Source organism: Mucilaginibacter sp. GW821-FHT07G05 (genome assembly GCF_059418565.1).
On sequence record NZ_JBWKQC010000004.1, the window covers coordinates 12,991 to 30,085 of the forward strand.

General features: G+C 45.1%; 15 protein-coding genes. 10 read left to right on the forward strand and 5 right to left on the reverse strand.

What is annotated here, in order from left to right; translation table 11 throughout:
- Window positions 1–8 precede the first annotated feature (8 nt).
- Genes AC07NA_RS11310 through AC07NA_RS11320 form a run of 3 tightly spaced genes read left to right on the forward strand, consistent with a single transcriptional unit; the run spans window position 9 to window position 2,930 of the window.
- Window positions 9–437, forward strand: a complete 429-nt coding sequence (locus AC07NA_RS11310; protein WP_494897674.1) for a QcrA and Rieske domain-containing protein — start codon at window positions 9–11, stop codon at window positions 435–437.
- A gap of 5 nt (window positions 438–442) precedes the next feature.
- A complete protein-coding gene (locus AC07NA_RS11315) occupies window positions 443–1,516 on the forward strand; it encodes an imelysin family protein (RefSeq protein ID WP_494897675.1) in 1,074 nt (357 codons plus the stop codon).
- Between the two features lie 19 nt (window positions 1,517–1,535).
- Window positions 1,536–2,930, forward strand: a complete 1,395-nt coding sequence (locus AC07NA_RS11320) for a di-heme oxidoreductase family protein (RefSeq protein ID WP_494897676.1) — start codon at window positions 1,536–1,538, stop codon at window positions 2,928–2,930.
- Window positions 2,931–3,510: 580 nt separating this feature from the next.
- Here AC07NA_RS11320 and AC07NA_RS11325 read toward each other — a convergent pair.
- Complete coding sequence (locus tag AC07NA_RS11325; protein WP_494898157.1) at window positions 3,511–5,058, reverse strand: NAD(P)/FAD-dependent oxidoreductase; 1,548 nt, start codon at window positions 5,056–5,058, stop codon at window positions 3,511–3,513.
- A gap of 192 nt (window positions 5,059–5,250) precedes the next feature.
- Here AC07NA_RS11325 and AC07NA_RS11330 point away from each other — a divergent pair, with 192 nt between their 5' ends.
- A complete protein-coding gene (locus tag AC07NA_RS11330) occupies window positions 5,251–5,820 on the forward strand; it encodes an RNA polymerase sigma factor (RefSeq protein ID WP_345213767.1) in 570 nt (189 codons plus the stop codon).
- Window positions 5,821–5,912: 92 nt separating this feature from the next.
- On the opposite strand, the gene AC07NA_RS11335 is transcribed toward AC07NA_RS11330, so the two are convergent.
- Entirely contained in the window at window positions 5,913–8,204 is a 2,292-nt protein-coding gene (locus tag AC07NA_RS11335) for a GH92 family glycosyl hydrolase (RefSeq protein WP_494897678.1), read from the reverse strand.
- 184 nt (window positions 8,205–8,388) lie between these two features.
- Here AC07NA_RS11335 and AC07NA_RS11340 point away from each other — a divergent pair, with 184 nt between their 5' ends.
- From AC07NA_RS11340 to AC07NA_RS11365, 6 genes are all read left to right on the forward strand, one after another.
- Entirely contained in the window at window positions 8,389–8,967 is a 579-nt protein-coding gene (locus AC07NA_RS11340) for a LemA family protein (RefSeq protein ID WP_494897679.1), read from the forward strand.
- A 103-nt stretch (window positions 8,968–9,070) separates the two neighbouring features.
- A complete protein-coding gene (locus tag AC07NA_RS11345) occupies window positions 9,071–9,505 on the forward strand; it encodes a TPM domain-containing protein (RefSeq protein ID WP_494897680.1) in 435 nt (144 codons plus the stop codon).
- Between the two features lie 13 nt (window positions 9,506–9,518).
- Window positions 9,519–10,316 (forward strand): TPM domain-containing protein, encoded by a 798-nt coding sequence (locus tag AC07NA_RS11350; RefSeq protein ID WP_494897681.1) that lies wholly within the window; start codon window positions 9,519–9,521, stop codon window positions 10,314–10,316.
- A gap of 20 nt (window positions 10,317–10,336) precedes the next feature.
- A complete protein-coding gene (locus AC07NA_RS11355; RefSeq protein ID WP_494897682.1) occupies window positions 10,337–10,750 on the forward strand; it encodes a hypothetical protein in 414 nt (137 codons plus the stop codon).
- A complete protein-coding gene (locus AC07NA_RS11360; RefSeq protein WP_494897683.1) occupies window positions 10,737–11,285 on the forward strand; it encodes an NUDIX hydrolase in 549 nt (182 codons plus the stop codon). The genes AC07NA_RS11355 and AC07NA_RS11360 overlap by 14 nt, the downstream gene beginning before the upstream one ends.
- Before the next feature lie 49 nt (window positions 11,286–11,334).
- Complete coding sequence (locus tag AC07NA_RS11365; RefSeq protein ID WP_494897684.1) at window positions 11,335–11,862, forward strand: Uma2 family endonuclease; 528 nt, start codon at window positions 11,335–11,337, stop codon at window positions 11,860–11,862.
- On the opposite strand, the gene AC07NA_RS11370 is transcribed toward AC07NA_RS11365, so the two are convergent.
- Genes AC07NA_RS11370 through AC07NA_RS11380 form a run of 3 tightly spaced genes read right to left on the reverse strand, consistent with a single transcriptional unit; the run spans window position 11,863 to window position 17,082 of the window.
- Entirely contained in the window at window positions 11,863–12,321 is a 459-nt protein-coding gene (locus AC07NA_RS11370; RefSeq protein WP_494897685.1) for a nuclear transport factor 2 family protein, read from the reverse strand.
- 2 nt (window positions 12,322–12,323) lie between these two features.
- The gene (locus AC07NA_RS11375) at window positions 12,324–14,717 is read right to left on the reverse strand and encodes a DUF6263 family protein (protein ID WP_494897687.1); all 2,394 of its coding nucleotides are present in this window, start codon (window positions 14,715–14,717) and stop codon (window positions 12,324–12,326) included.
- Between the two features lie 52 nt (window positions 14,718–14,769).
- The gene (locus AC07NA_RS11380) at window positions 14,770–17,082 is read right to left on the reverse strand and encodes a TlpA family protein disulfide reductase (RefSeq protein WP_494897688.1); all 2,313 of its coding nucleotides are present in this window, start codon (window positions 17,080–17,082) and stop codon (window positions 14,770–14,772) included.
- Between the last annotated feature and the right edge of the window lie 13 nt (window positions 17,083–17,095).

The window sequence follows — 17,095 nt, forward strand, 5'->3', positions numbered from 1 at the left end:
TAACTCTCATGACCAGCAGGAGAAGCTTTATCAAATCGGGATGTGCGGCGTGTTTATTAGTAGCTTCCGGTGCATCATTGTTAGAATCGTGCGCTACGCCGCTCCCCTTATTAAAGGTAGCCGGATCAAAAGATCAGCAAGTAGAAGTAGGTACCGAAAACTTTATACCGGGTAAGGTTACCGCGCTGGTAATACGCACTAAGCAAATGGAGAACGACATTTTGCTGGTGAAAAACGGCGAAGAATACAAAGCCCTTTACCTCAAATGCACACACGAAGGTGTAAACCTTACCGCTACCGCCAACAAGATCTACTGCCCATCGCACGGCAGCTCATTCGATATGAATGGCAAGGTATTGAAAGAGCCGGCTTTGCGCCCGTTAAAAACTTTCAGAACAGAACTTATCAATAATCAAGTAATCATCCACTTAAGTTAAATCAAATGAATAGATCATTTATTAAAGCGCTTGTAATAGCCGTGCCGCTTACCCTGGCGGGAGTATCATGCTCAAAAGATAAAAACAATAACACCAATGTTACCGATATAGAGGCCCTGAAAAAGCAAATACTTGCCGATGCTGCCAGCGTTGTTTGCAAAGCATCGTATCAGGATATGTTTGATAAAGCGACAGCCTTGCAGGCATCAATCACCTTACTTAACACTACTACCAATGATGCCAATTTGGCCGACAGCCGTACCAAATGGAAAGCTATGCGTACTACCTGGGAGCAAACTGAAGCATGGTTGTTTGGTCCGGTTGCTGAAAACCAAATTGACCCACGTATTGATACCTGGCCGGTAGAGTTTAACGATCTGGAATCGATACTAAGCGGTAACCAGCAACTTACCGAAGCTTACGTTGATAATTTGGAAGAATCATTAAAAGGTTTTCACCCTATTGAGTACCTATTGTGGGGACAAAACGGCAATAAGACAGCGGCTCAATTTACTCCCCGCGAAAAAGAATTTTTAGTGAGCCTTACAGCTAACCTGGTTAAATTAACTACCGAGGTACGCGATTCATGGTCTGTAGATGGCTATGATAAGCAACTGGCTAATGCAGGTGCCGGTTCAACCGAGTTTACTACGCAACAGGCGGCTTTTCTGCAAATTGTTGACGGCATGTCGGGCATTTGTGATGAGGTTGCCAACGGTAAAATTAAAGAACCGTTTGACGCGCAAGATCCTAAATTAGAGGAAAGCCCTTTCGCTAAAAACTCAACTATCGATTTTACTAATAACATTAAAGGTATCCTTGATATTTACCAGGGCAAATTCAACAGTGATGGTAAAGGTTTGGAAGATCTTGTTCGTGAGAAAGATCTTTCGTTAGATGCCGACATCAAGAGCAAACATGCTGCTGCTATAGCTGCTTTAAATGATATTACTATTCCATTTGGTGAGGCTATCGTTACTCAGCAATCAAAAGTTCAAAACGCGATGACTAAAATTCAGGCCCTGTTTAATGTACTTGACGGCGACCTGAAAACTTTTGTGCAGAAGAACGTAAAATAATATTACAGTTTTAATAAGTATGAGGAAAACCACCAAAACCGTTCTGATCATTGCAGGCCTTACCGCCGGCTTTATAGCTGCCTGTCGTAAGGCCGATACCTCCGTTGCCGATAATAACCCGGACAGCGAGTGGTTAAGCGGCGGCTCGCAAACCGCCTTTGATGAGGGCAGCGGTGCTTTTTCTCATGCTTTTAACAATCTGTCCGAACACCTCGAACGCATTCACGAAATTGGCGACGGGCAGTTTGGCGCAACCTTTGTGTCCGCTCCCGCACCGGTTAACCCGGGTTTGGGGCCTATATTCAATAACGTGTCGTGCCAGTCGTGCCACGTTAGCGATGGCCGTGGCAAAGTTCCCGGCAAAGGCGAATCTGCCGCCAATATGCTGTTCAGGCTAAGCCTGCCCGGCGAAGGCGAGCATGGCAACCCGGTACCTGTACCCGGCTTTGGCGATCAGCTGCAAAATCGCGGCTTGTTAAACAAGCAAAAAGAAGGCGATGTACTGATCACCTATACCGATAATACTTTTGAGTTTGCCGATGGCAGTACCTATAATTTGCGTACGCCCTCATATACTATTATTGATCCTTACATTACCCTACCGGGCAATGTGCTGTTATCGCCACGTGTAGCCGCGCCTGTATTTGGCCTGGGTTTGCTGGAAGGTATCAGCGATGCCGATATTATGGCCAATGCCGACCCCGACGATAAGGATAACGACGGCATCAGTGGGAAAGCCAATTCGGTTTGGGATGTTGTTCAAAATAAAAAAGTATTGGGTCGTTTTGGCTGGAAAGCCAATCAGCCCTCGTTATTACAACAGGTAGCAGCTGCCTATAATGGCGATATCGGCATTACCAATTTCATTTTCCCTAAAGAAAGCAGCGACGGACAAACCCAGTTCGATAGCAATGTAGGCACCGGAAACTATGAGTTAACCGATAGTCTTTTACACAGTGTACAATTTTATGTGCGTACACTTGCTGTGCCTGCGCGTCGTAGTGTAACCAACCCTACGGTAGTTGAGGGCAAGGGGATATTCATCAGCGCGGGCTGCATCAAATGCCATAAGGCTGATGCCCGTACAGCGGTAAATGTAAGTTTGCCGCAGCTAAGCAACCAACTGATCCATCCTTATACCGACCTGTTACTGCATGATATGGGCCCCGGACTTGCCGATAACCGCCCCGACTTTTTAGCCAGCGGATCAGAATGGCGCACCCCGCCGCTATGGGGTATTGGCCTTACCAACAAGGTGAACGGCCATACCAATTTCCTGCACGACGGTCGCGCCCGTAACCTGCTCGAAGCCATCATGTGGCACGGCGGCGAAGCGCTTTCTGCCAAAAACAAAGTAGCCTCGTTATCTAAAACACAACGTGATGCTTTGGTTGCTTTTTTAGGATCGCTGTAAATTATAAACTCGCGTAATTGAAAATTTAATCCTTTTTGGACGTTGAAGGTAAATGACGATGGCTCACCCCCCTCTCCACTGTCATGCTGAGGAACGAAGCATCTATCGCAGATAAGCATAGCGAAGAAGATTCTTCAAACGTTCAGAATAACAGTTTTTTTATACGTCATGGGTGGGAAGGAAACAATCTCTACGTAGGTTAGGATTGTGCTATAATTAACGTTAGTCTGCTCTTGGCCGCAGTGGCCCATTACTTTTGAGGGCAAAAGTAACAAAACCCTTGTCCAGCAAAAGGCTTCTTTGCCGCACAAGGCCTTGCCCTGCAAACCGTGCAGAACTTTGGGCTGGAACTTTTGCCCCACCGCTCATTTCCACTCCACATGCAACAAGTTCACTATGCCCGCCTTTGCGCTCATGGCCTCCAACGTTCTGCCCGTTTTCGCCCGAAGCTGCTTGCTGACGGGGAAGCGAAACGGCTTTGATAACACATGATGATTAACAAAGTGGAGAATCACCTCTTTCATGCTTATGTATAACAGATGCTTCGTTCCTCAGCATGACAGTGGAGATGGGGTTCTCTCTAAACCACTTTCGCAGCCGCAATCGCGCAATTTATACCATCAATAGCGGCCGAAATAATACCGCCTGCATATCCTGCGCCTTCGCCGCAGGGAAATAAGCCTGTTATTTGCGGGTGCTGCAGGTTTTCTTTATCCCTTGGTATTTTTACGGGCGATGAGGTGCGCGATTCTACACCTACCAAAATAGCTTCGTTGGTGTAATAACCTTTCATCTTTTTGCCAAACACCGGCAAGGCTTTTTGCAGTCGTTGATTTATCCAGTTTGGCAATACTTCGTTTAGTTGAATGCTTTTTGTACCAGGCAGGTAAGAGTTTTCGGGCAGATCGATTGATAATCTACCCTCCACAAAATCGACCATCCGCTGCGCGGGAGCAACCAAATTACCGCCGCCTGCCCTGAAAGCCGCCTGCTCTACCTGCTGCTGAAAACGCAGCATCCGGAAAGGATCGTTAATATCGCCCTTCACATCTTCAAAGTTAATTTGCACCACCGTGCCCGAGTTAGCGTAAGGATTGTTCCGTTTAGATGGGCTCCAACCGTTCACCACAATCTCGTCGGCATCAGTTGCACAGGGGGCAATAATACCACCGGGGCACATACAAAAGGAAAACACACCACGACTATCTACCTGTTCTACCAAACTATAATAGGATGGAGGCAGATCGGGCCCACGGAATTCGCAATGGTATTGGGCGCGGTCAATTATGTCCTGCGGATGTTCAATGCGTACACCCAAAGCAAATGGCTTGGCTTCTATCAAAATATTCTGCCGGTGCAGCATCTCAAATACATCACGGGCCGAATGTCCTGTAGCCAGGATAACTACATTGGCCATCATTTTTTCGCCCGATGCCAGCTCAACACCGTTTATCTTATCAAAGCTAACCAGCAGGGATGTTACCTTTTTATCAAATAGTACTTCGCCTCCTGCATTCAAAATAGTTTCGCGCATGGCGGTGATGATCTGCGGCAGCTTATTGGTACCTATATGCGGACGGGCATCTACCAAAATATCGTCGGTAGCGCCATGCGCCACAAATACTTTCAGCACCTGGTTAACATCGCCCCGCTTGGTTGAGCGGGTGTACAGCTTACCATCAGAATAAGTACCAGCGCCGCCCTCACCAAAGCAATAGTTCGATTCAGGGTTTACTAAACCTTCCTTGTTGATATTGGCCAGATCGCGGCGGCGTTGCTTCACATCCTTACCGCGTTCTATAATTACAGGTTTTAATCCTAACTCGATGCACTGCAAAGCAGCAAACAACCCTGCCGGACCCGCGCCTACTATGATCACCTGTTTGGCATTACTAACATCAGGATATTTTATAGTGTAATGATCGGCCTGGTATGGCTCATCAATAAAAGCCCTTACCTGCATGCGGTAAACTACCTTGCGGCCCCGCGCGTCGATAGAGCGCTTGATAGTTGTAACACCAGATATTCTTTTGGCCGGAACTTTTAGCGCGGCTGCGGCTAAGTCTTTAACAATGGTTTCATCTTCCTGCTGCCCGGGCTGGCATACAATTTCTACGTCTTTTATCATTTTGCTGTGCCGGGTTTTTATCCCGGATGGTACAAAGTTAACTATTTCGGCGCACATAAACCGTCCGCCCGTGCACAATGAACGTTCGGTATCGAACAGTATTGGCACATCCCTTAAATTTATTTAACTGATTATCAATACCTTAAATTACGGGTATCAATTTTGGCATAGGGGTATCAAATCACAATCACAATGACAACTGTAGAAAATCGTTTAAATCAAGTTTGGGAAGGATGCCTTAACAACGAACGCAAACAACAAGAATTACTATACAAAATATTAGCGCCAAAAATGATGGCTGTGTGCATGCGCTACGCGAAAGATAAAGATGAAGCACAGGATATATTACAGGAAGGCTTTATCAAATTATTCAAAAACATGCAAAACTACCGTGGCGAAGGCAGCCTTGAAGGCTGGGTACGCCGCATAATGGTACACGCCGCCATATCAAGATACCGCAAATTAAAACCAATGGTTTTGGTAGAAGATTTTAGCGCTGATAACACTTACCAATTAAGCAGAAGCAGCAATGGCAACCGTTTAGAGGCTAATGAGCTGATGAATATGATACAAGAATTACCTGCTACCTACCGTTCAGTTTTTAGCATGTATGCTATTGAGGGTTACTCACACCAGGAAATAGGCAGCACTTTAGGTATGACAGAGTTGTTATCACGCACCACCTTACACCGTGCCCGTGGTATACTGAAAGATAAAATAATGAAAATGAACATCCGCGAGCAGCACTGCATGGCCGGGTAATAAAAAAGCCCCTCTTAAATCTTCATCCCCGAAAGGGTAAAAGACTTAAGAAAGGCCGTCAGGAGCGCGATGCTCCCGGTTAAAATTGAATATTATTTATGCTTGCTGCTCATATAAAAGGTGATATTGCCACCATTCATAATATCGGCATTAGCAATTGACAAACCGTTAAGCGGTTTACCATTAAGCTCTATTTTTTGAACATATACGTTTTTAGCGCTTTGGTTTTTAACAGTGATATTAAACTGTTTACCATTTTCCAGGTTGATAACCGCGCCGTTTACTGCCGGGCTGCCAATTGAAAACTGATCGCTACCCGGAGCTACAGGGTAAAAACCCAGCGAGGTAAATATATACCAGGCGCTCATTTGGCCGGTATCATCATTACCACCCAAACCATCAGGAGTTGGTTTGTACATCAGCGGTAAAATCATACGTACTCTTTCCTGTGTTTTCCATGGCTTGCTTGTCCAGTTGTACAGGTATGCAACGTGGTGCGATGGCTCGTTACCGTGTACATAGTTACCTATAATACCATCACGGGTAATGTCTTCTGTTTCGGCAAAATATTTATCAGCCAGGTGCATGGTAAATAACGAATCAAGGTAAGGCAAAAAGCGTTTTTCGCCGCCCATCAGCTCAATTAATCCTTTAGGATCTTGCGGAGCGAACAACGTATAATTCCATGAGTTACCTTCAATAAAGCCGGCATTGTGGGTAGACAGCGGATCGAACTCGCCACGGAAAGTACCATCAGCCTTGCGCGGGCGCATAAAGCCTATTTTGGCATCGTATACATTTTTGTAGTTCTGCGAACGTTTTATAAACTCCTCGTAAATATCGTTCTTGCCTAATTTTTTCGCCATTTGCGCTATCGCCCAGTCATCATAAGCATACTCCAGGGTTGATGATACCGATACGCCCGATCTTTCATCAGGGATATAGCTTCTGTCGATGTACTCGCCAATACCTTCGTAATCGCGTTTGCGGGCAGTGGTTACGCAAGCCTCTAACGCTTTGTTGGCATCAAACGGCGCGTTGCCTTTAACTACCGCGTCGGCAATTACCGCTACGCTGTGGTAACCGCTCATACACCAGTTTTCGTTAGCCGAGTTTGACCATACCGGCAGCATGTGCTCGGGGCTTTGGTCGAAATGCGCCATCATTGATTTTACCATGTCGGCATTGCGGGTTGGCTGTATAATGTTAAACAGCGGGTGCAGCGCACGGTAAGTATCCCATAACGAGAATGTGGTATAATTTACAAAGCCATCGGCCTTGTGTACGTTTTGGTCAAGCCCTTTGTACTGTCCGTCAACATCCATGTAAATGGTAGGGTTGATCATGGTGTGGTACATTGAGGTATAGAAGTTCAGCTTGGTTTCTTTGCTGCCTTCAATGGTAATTTTGCTTAGCTCTTTTTCCCATTGCTGCTGTCCGTCGTTCTTCACTTTTTCAAAATCCCAGCCCGGTGCTTCAGCTTTCATGTTATTTAAAGCGCCATCCATGCTTACAGGAGACAGCGCGAATTTGATCTTCACTTTTTCGCCTTCCTGGGTATCAAAATCAAAGTAAGCCCTTATTTGCTTGCCGGCAATTTCGGGGAAGTTTTTGGTTTGATTGAATTTACCCCAGAAACCACCGTACACTTGTCTTTTTTCGTACTTACGGAAACCGTGTTCTTTAAACGGTTTTGAAAACGCCATAGCGAAGTACAGCGTACGGGTACGCGCCCAGCCATTGGTTTGGCGGTAACCTACAATAAGGCTATCGTTAATTACTTTAATATATGTCCAAACCGGTTTGTCAGGATAGTTGTAGATCCCGGCCATTAGATCAAGTATGATGTGTGATTTATCGCTTTTAGGAAAAGTATACTGGTGGAAACCAACACGGGTGGTGGTGGTCATTTCGGCAGTGATATTGCTTTCGTCAAGTTTTACCTTGTAGTAGTTGGCCTGCGACACTTCGTTCTGATGCGAAAAGGCCGAACGGTAACCGCTGCCCGGTTTGTCTGCTGTACCGGGGTTCAGTTTTAACGCGCCCACGGTAGGCATAATTAAAAAGTCGCCCAGGTCAGAGTGACCTGTACCGCTGAAATGTGTATGGCTAAAACCTACAATGGTTTTATCATCGTACTGGTAACCTGCGCAATATTTATAAACATCAGGATTATATTTTCCGTTAAGCTCATAGCTGGCGGTATCAGTTTCAGGGCTTAGTTGTACCATACCAAATGGCACTGTGGCACCCGGGTAAGTATGCCCCATACGCTGGGTACCTATAATAGGATTAACATACTGCACTAAGTTTTCTTTTACCTTGTTTTGGGCTACAGCGCCTAAACTGAGCGAGATCAAGAAGGTGGTAAGCGTTTTTTTCATTAATTAAATGCTGTCAGTTTTAATAAGGAATAAATAACGGAAAAATTACGCGCTTAGGTGTAAATTATTTGCTAAATCGTGTAAAATACTTTGTCAATCTGTCATTAGTAAACTATAGTTGTAACAACGGTATGCGTTTTGATATCTAAATTGTAAATTCACGTAAATTAAACCTATACTACAAATGAAAAAGTTACTATCAGCCATATTAATAATCGTAGCGGCAGCATCATTAAGCTCATGCAGCTACAACAGCATGGTTAAACTTGACGAAAATGTAAAAGGCAAATGGGGTGCTGTACAAAGCCAGTACCAACGCCGTGCCGACCTCATAGGAAACTTGGTGAACACCGTTAAAGGTGCAGCAAACTTTGAAAAAGGCACATTAACTGCCGTTGTTGAGGCTCGCGCCAAAGCAACATCAGTGCAGGTTGACCCAACTAAGCTAACCCCTGAATCAATCAAACAATATCAGGAAGCACAAGGTCAGTTAGGCTCCGCATTAGGCAAATTACTAAGCATCACCGAAAACTATCCGGAATTGAAAGCCACCGAAAACTTCAAGGGGTTACAGACACAGTTGGAAGGTACCGAAAACCGTATCAATATAGCCCGTTTAGATTTTAACACTGCCGTGCAGGATTATAACAGCAAGATCCGTTCGTTCCCGGCTAACCTTACTGCCAAAATGTTCGGGTTTAGCGCCAAAGGCTATTTCACTGCCGAAGCAGGCGCGGATAAAGCCCCGGAAGTTAAATTCTAATTTCTTTGGATTTCACTGATTTTTGGAGCGATCGCACCGATTAGGTATTGATGAAGCTCAAGATCAGTGAAATCATCCCAAAATCGGTGCAATCACAACAACCATGAACATATTTAACGAAGACGAGCAGTCGCGCATAAGGCTGGCTATTGAGACCGCTGAGAAATTCACCTCGGGCGAGATCCGGATCTGCCTCGAAAAAAAATGCAGCGACGAAGTGCTCGACCGCGCCGCCAAATATTTTTACCAGTTAGGTATGGATAAAACCAAGCTGCGCAACGGGGTGCTTATTTACCTGGCTACGGTTGATCGTAAGTTTGCTATTATTGGCGATGCAGGCATTAATAAGGTAGTACCCGAAAACTTTTGGGATGAAACCAAAACACAAATGCTGGGTCAGTTTAAATATGGCAACCTGGCCGAGGGCATTATTACCGGTATCACCATGGCCGGGCAGCAACTGCAAAAATATTTTCCGTATCAAAATGGCGATACCAACGAGTTGCCTGATGATATAGCCGAAATGAACGGCAACTAACCCAACAGTAAAGATGTTTAAAAGATATATAGTATTACTTGGCCTCCTGTTAAGCGGATGCATCGCTTTTGCCCAGCAGTTTCCAGAAAAGCCGAACACGCTGGTAAGCGATTACACCAATACGCTATCGGGCGAAGAAAGGCAAAAGCTGGAAAGTAAGCTGGTTGCCTTTAACGATAGCAGCTCTACCCAGATAGCCATTGTACTGATGCGTTCGGTAGGTGATTATGATATTGGTGAATACGCCCTGCAACTTGGCCGTAAATGGGGTATAGGCCAAAAAGACAAAAACAATGGAGTGCTGATATTGGCCGCATTGGAAGACCGCAAGCTGACCATACAAACCGGCTACGGTGTTGAAGGTGCGTTACCGGACATTGTTACCCAACAGATCCGCGAGAATGATATGAACCCACGCTTTCGCGAAGGCGATTATTATGGGGGACTGAATGCGGCGGTTGATGATATTATAAAGTACACCAAAGGCGAATACAAAGCCGAGAAAAAGGTTAAGAAAAATAAAGGCAACGCTGCACCGATAGGCTTTATAGCCATCATTGTTGTAATAATACTGGTGGTAGTATTCAGCAAGCGTGGCGGCGGTGGTGGTGGCGGACAGATCATTGGTCGCCGTGGCGGTGCCAGTCCGTTCTGGTGGTTTTTGGCCGGCAACATGCTGGGCGGCGGTGGCCGTAGCAGTGGTGGCGACTGGGGAGGCTTCTCCGGTGGTGGCGGTAGCTCCGGCGGTGGTGGTTTCGGCGGATTTGGCGGCGGCAGTTTCGGCGGCGGCGGATCAAGCGGCAGCTGGTAACCCCTCATATTTATTACCTTATGTACCAGCGCGATTATCTGCTTAACGAAGCCCGCAAAATGGCCCTGCTTTTGGCTAAACTGTTGGGCTTAAAGGCCGATGGCGATAATGAAGCTTACGAACAGCAGTTCAACGAAATTTTACAGCAGGAGTACAACGCCGAATTAGAAAATTTGCTTAATTTAAACGAGGCAGATTTTACAGTTACCATGCAACAGGCAAGCTATAGCGCCGAAAAGTTGAACGCCCTGGCGCAAATGTTTTACATGTTTGCCCAGCCGCTTCAAATTAACGACGATACGCTGCTTTTGCTGAAAAAGGTGCTGATCATTTTTGATATACTGGAACAGCAGCACCATTACGATTCTTTTGAAAATATAACAACCCGGCAAACCATACAAAGGTTTATCACAAATAACTATGAACGATCTTAAGTGGAAAGTACTCCATTCCGAATACCTGCACAAAGGCCCCTGGGCTACCCTGCGAAGCGATAAATGCGAAATGCCCGACGGCCGCATTGTTGAACAATATTACGTACTCGAATATCCCGACTGGGTGAACGCCGTAGCCATTACCGAAGAAGGCAAGATACTGATGGTTACCCAATACCGCCACGCGGCGGCCATTGTATCGCAAGAGATACCGGGTGGCGTTATCGATGATGGTGAAGAACCATTACCCGCCATGCGCCGCGAACTGCTGGAAGAAACCGGCTATCAGTTTGACGACATCGAACTATTGGCTACCGTATACGCTAATCCATCTACAGCCAATAACAAAACTTATTGCTACCTGGCCAAAGGCGGCAAAAAGGTTCAGGACCAGGATTTGGATGAACACGAAGAACTGATTGTAACCGAACATACCATCGCCGAAGTGAAGCAACTCCTCGCCGAAAACAAGATAGCCCAGGCATTACATTGCACCGCGTTGTTTTATGCTTTGGGTAAATTGGGCGAGTTGTAAACGATAGACTATTGCTATTTTTTAAAGATTTAAGTATCTTAGCATTAAGATGAAACACATTTTAGACATACCTCGCACTGCAATGGAAGTATTCAATATGCTTCCCGAGGGAACTTTGTGTGAAGTAATTGATAATGTATTATACATGTCGCCGTCACCTACAACTGATCACCAAAGAATATTAGGAGATATTTTTGCGGAAATCCGCATGCTTAACAAAACGAATAAAACCGGGGAAGCTTTTATTGCCCCCTGTGATGTTTATTTGGATGATGAGCAGAATGTAGTACAGCCGGATATTGTATTTATCAGGACAGAAAATGCTTCGATAGTAAAAAGGAAAGGCATTTATGGTGCACCTGATATGGTACTTGAGATATTGTCATCTAACAAAAACTACGATAAACAGCAAAAATTCGAGCTGTATCAACGCAATGGTATCCCCGAATATATTATTGTTGATGCCGATACCAAAGAAACTTGGCATTACCTGTTAACTGATGGCAAATACCAGCAACAGCCGTCAATAGCCGGGCAGCTTCAGTTAAAGCAACCCGGCCTTACTATTAATTTCTAATTACTCCGGGCAATTATCCTTGCGGCGGGTATCTACAATGTAGATGATCTTCCAGCCGGTTTCGGTTTTCATCAGCTGGAAAAAGTTAACGCCGCAATGGCTGAATTTATCATCGACGTAAAACTTATACGGTGTCCAAACACTGGCGAGGGCGCCGTCAATCTTTATAGCGCCGTAGGTAATGCGCTCGTCCCAAACCTCTTTGTGCGGCGTACCTACAGCTTTGGCAAATTCTTCAGGCTTTTCGGTAATCAACGCTACTGTACCATCCTTTTTATTAGCCACACTTTGCAGCACCATACTTTTATGAAAGGTTTTGTTCAGCATAACGCTGTCGCCCTTGCGCATGGCATCAAACATGGTGTTGATGGTTGCCTTAACCGCGTCGGTTTCGGCCTGCTGGCAAAAAGCCTTTGCTGCCAGACAAATAATAAAGGTGGTAAACAATAGTTTTTTCATGATCAGTTTGCTGCTGTATATAGTTGGTTAAATTTAGTTACCACTGTATCCCATTCGGCACCGAAATTTACCGAGAGCATTTTACCATCGGGCGATACCAGTATTTTTGAAGGATACCCGCGTATTTTGTATTGCTTTTGTACTTCGGCATCTGACATTACTACCGGTATTTCAAATTTATTAAAATTAATATACGATTTTACCTTGTCTTCGCTATCATTACAAGCGATGCTTAAAAAGGCGATACCATTATGTTTGCCTGCGGCAATCTCCTTGTTAAACTCATTTAATCGCGGCATTTCGGCACGGCACGGGCCGCACCAGGTTCCCCAAAAATCGAGCACCAGCCATTTGTTTTTGTAATCGGCCAGGTTATGGTCTTTGCCATCCAGCCCCTTTAATATAAATGACGGGGCAACCTCCCAATTCGTTACAATCTTATCAGCAAAAAATTTCTTAAAGTTTTCCTTCGGGAAATAGGTGTGGTAGACCTTTTCCATCTCATCTATCTGCTCGGGGTTAACATTAATATGCTCGACAAAAATATTCAGCGCCTCAGTGGTATTATCATTTTTGAATAGTTTCTCCATAAATACTTCCCGGTAGGTTTCCTTTGCATCTGCCAGAAATACACGATCATAGAAACTGCTGTACGCTTTTTCCTTGTTGTTTTTAGGTGAATACTGCGCCGCTTTAGACAGGTATTGCAATGCCTTTACCGAGTCGGCAGGTTTGGCGGCCTGGTATTGCCTGTAATAAGCGTAGGCCAGCATGTTCTTATCGGCAAAGCGATTGGTGTTCAATGTATCAGCTGTGAATTTCTCCAGCGAAGCAATGGTTTTTGCCAGCAATGCTTCCGCATCTTTTGGCTTTTGGGCATCTATCAGCATATTATAAACAATGAGCGCGTAACGGTTGCCATTCCCTTGTTTAAGGTACAGGTCGCTCATTTTTTTAAATTCGTTGGCTGTTTTGATCAATACCGCCGGGTCTTTCTTTTGCTGTTTGGCATTCACCCAAAGGTACAGGGCTTCTGTTTTTTGGCGGATCTCCGGAATTTTGGAAGTATGAAACAGTTTGATCAGATCATTAGCGTTAGCCAGCTGACGGCTTAACTTATTCAGTAATTTGGTAATGTCCTCATTTTTCCAGCCACGTTCCAGCATGGCTTTGCGGTAACCTTCGTCATTTGCGATAGGCACATCGCGATCAATAAAATCCTGCGCGAAGGAATCCTGGATCCAATCGTGAAAAGATTGTTCCTTGTACATATACTTACTTACCTCGTACGATGAATCGGCACCCAGGTTAAGCACACTGCCAATTTTGTTATGCAGGTGGCTGCTGTTGCCCTTAAGGAAATGGTTGGGCGTTTCAACAAGCATGCTGTCATAAGCCTGATATGCCTTGTCGGACCGGAACTGCTGTATTAAACCAATTTTTGTAACCCTATAGTAGGGATCATTTTTATACAAGGCATCGTGCGCTTTAAAATATCCGTATACTTTGGCCGAATCATACTCCGCGCCTTTTTTGAGCCCGTTGCTCCAAAAACTGGTAACAATGGCCATATTAAGCCAGGCAGTATCCAGCTTATACTCGTTTACATTGTAACGTACGTTTTGGGTAAAAACGGCATCTATATTGATCGGCTTTGGAGCATCAGGGTTTACGGTATACTTGCTGATCACTTCGCCCTGCTCAATTAAGCCGGTTACATCATTGTAGGTGTAATTGCCGTTTATGCCTGCAATGGTTTTACCATCCTCTATTTCGTTTGATGATGATACGCTGAGCAAGGCTCCTTTAATACCGGTTACCTTATAATTCCAAACCGGGTCGGTAGTTTTCCACGCCACGCCGTAGCTTATCTTTTTATCAGGAAGCTGCAAAAACAGCGGCCTTATTTCATTAGCCGGATAGCCTCCTGCACTATTGTTCAGCAATTGCTGTTTCATCTCGTCACCTAAACCCCAGGCGGCAGCGGCTTTATTGATGGCTTCGGTAACACCTTCAATACTTACCAGCTTACCGTTGGCGGCAATAGTTACCTTTAAAGGCTGCTGCAAAATAGCCAATGGCATAAATATCCCCGAAGTGTTATAGGTCATCTTACGGATACTGTCGGTATTCAGGATAATGCTCGCGCCATACGATCCCTGGCCGTTCTCCCGCATCTTTACTTTAACCAGCTTACACTCGTATATACTGTTGCCGCCCTGTTTTGATAGCAGGCGAAACTGGTATATATTTTCATTGTCTACTTTGTTTTCGGCCCTGCTAACGGTGCGTGTGGTAATTTCAAACCGCTGGCCTTTAACTGTCGCCGGTTGCTGGGCGTATACGCCCGCTGAGCCGATGAAAAGTGATAATAATAAGGTTGTGATTTTTTTCATAGTATGTTTATGGTAATATATTCAGGGTTTTATATTTCATGCTCTTATCAAATTAGTTGGCTGCATACAACGCGCTAAACTTTTTAATGATGCCCAGCCAGTCGGCGCCAAACTTTACAGGCAGCATGCGGCCATCCGGCGATATCAATATTTTGGCAGGATACCCATCCGGTTTGTAAAGCTGCTCCACCTTATTGTCAGACATCAGCACGGGTATGCCATATTTATTATCAGCCAAAAATGTTTTCACCTTAATTTCGGTATCGTAGCAGGCGATGCTCATAAAATCAATACCCGGGTATTCGCCTTTTACAACCTGATCGTTAAACTCGTTCACATGGGGCATTTCTGCGCGGCATGGTCCGCACCAGGTTCCCCAAAAGTCAAGCACCAGCCATTTGTTCTTATAGTCGCTTAATGAGCGCTCTTTACCATCAATTCCTTTCAGTTTAAAAGCAGGAGCGGTTTGCCAGCCCGGCATAATACTGTTCACAAAAAAATCCTTAAACTTTTTATCGGGAAAATGCTCGGCATATACCTTTTGCATCTCATCAATATTCTGCGGTTCAGAACTGATGTGCGCCGCGAAGATCTCAAGCGCCTGCTGCTGGTTGCCACTGTTAAAAAGCTTTTCTATAAATTCCTGCCGGTAACTTTCTTTCGATTCGAGGAACACCCTGTCGTAAAAGCTTTCGTGCGCTTTTTCCCTGTTGTTTGCAGGCGAGTATTTAGCAGCAAGCGACAAATAACTCAACGCCTTTACCGAATCGGCCGTTTTTGCATCTTCATATTGCAAATAATAAGCATAAGCCAGCATGTTTTGTGCCTGGTAGCGGTCAACGTTCAGGGTATCGGCGGTGGCCTGCGCCAATTTATGGATGGTATTTTGTAACAGGCTATTGGCTTCGCGGCTTTGTTTTGCATCGTGCAGCATTTTATAAACCATTAAAGCATAACGCCCGCCGTAACTAAGGTTCATATCGGCTACGCTCATTTGCTTAAAGGCTGCCGATGTGTTTTTTAACGCCTTCAAATCATTTTGTTGTTGCCTGGCCGTAACCCACAGGTACAAGCCCTCTGTTTTTTTACGGATGAGCGGTTCCTTCGCGGTGTGGTACAGGTCTAATAACGCGGTAACATTGGCATTGCGGCCGTCATCTTTCAGCTCTTGCGCGTAACTGTTATTTACCCAATCGGTAAACGAATAAGAGTTATAGAAATACTTGCTTAAAGCATAAGCCGAATCGGCAGAGACATGCAACACCCGGCCAAGCTTGTTAAACATGTTAGAGGTAGAGTTGGCTATAAGGTGATTGGGGATGCGCAGCAGCAAACTATCGTTGCCGTTACCGCCTTTAATTTTCCCTACCAATCGTAGTTTGGCGAGTTCGTAGTAGGGATCGTCTTTGAACCGGGCATTATTTTGTTTGATGTAGGGGAGCAGCTTTTTGCCATCTACTTCGCCGGCGGTGTTAAACACATTGCTCGATTGACTCATCATAGCCGCCATGTTTATCCAGGCGGTATCTAAAACAGGCTTGGTGGCGCTGTATTCAATCTCCTGCCGGTATGTTTCGCCAATGAACGAGGTTTCATCACTTTTTAACACACGGATAGTTTTGGTCTGCTGCTTTTCAATCAGGCCGAAAACTTCGTTGTAGCTATAGCTGCCTTCGTGCGCGTTAAGCTCCCCGGCTTTAACAGGCACGGCAGTAATTTCAAGCAGGGCACCTTTTATACCTGTAACTTTATAACTGGCATTTAACTTTTGGTTTTCCCAACCCGAATCATAGCTGATGCGCTTGTCGGGTAGTTGCAAAAACAGGTGTTGTATGGTTTGTTTATAGTTCGCTACTTTACCCATATCCCATGCGGTAAGGTCGGGCTCTATCTGCCATTTCGTAAACTGTTCTTTAAGTGCCTCGACCGCGCCGCTTACTTTTGTAACCTCGTTTTTGCCGTTAATGGCAACAATTACGGGTTTGTTAAGCAATGCCATATAATACAAGGCATTACCACCGAGTGCCGATTTGCGCAAACGGCTGGTATTTAAATATTCAACAGGTACTTCTTTAGCCTTTCTTTTCTCTACATAATAAACCACGCCCGAATTAGCCGCTCCAATTAGTTTTACTTCAAATTCGGCCTCGCCGCTGCTGTTTTTCCCTAATGATTTGAAAAGATATGCCTCCGAGGCATCTTCCAGGCCGCCGCCATAAAGCCCCGTGGTTACTTTCATAGTAAACTGCTTGCCTTTGGGCACATTAACAGATTGGGCGAAAACGCCGGGCATAAAAATGCCGCACAGCAATAGCGCAATAAGGCATTTGTAACTCGCTTTAAGACCGGTAGAAGTATTGCTCATTCGGGTATGTTTT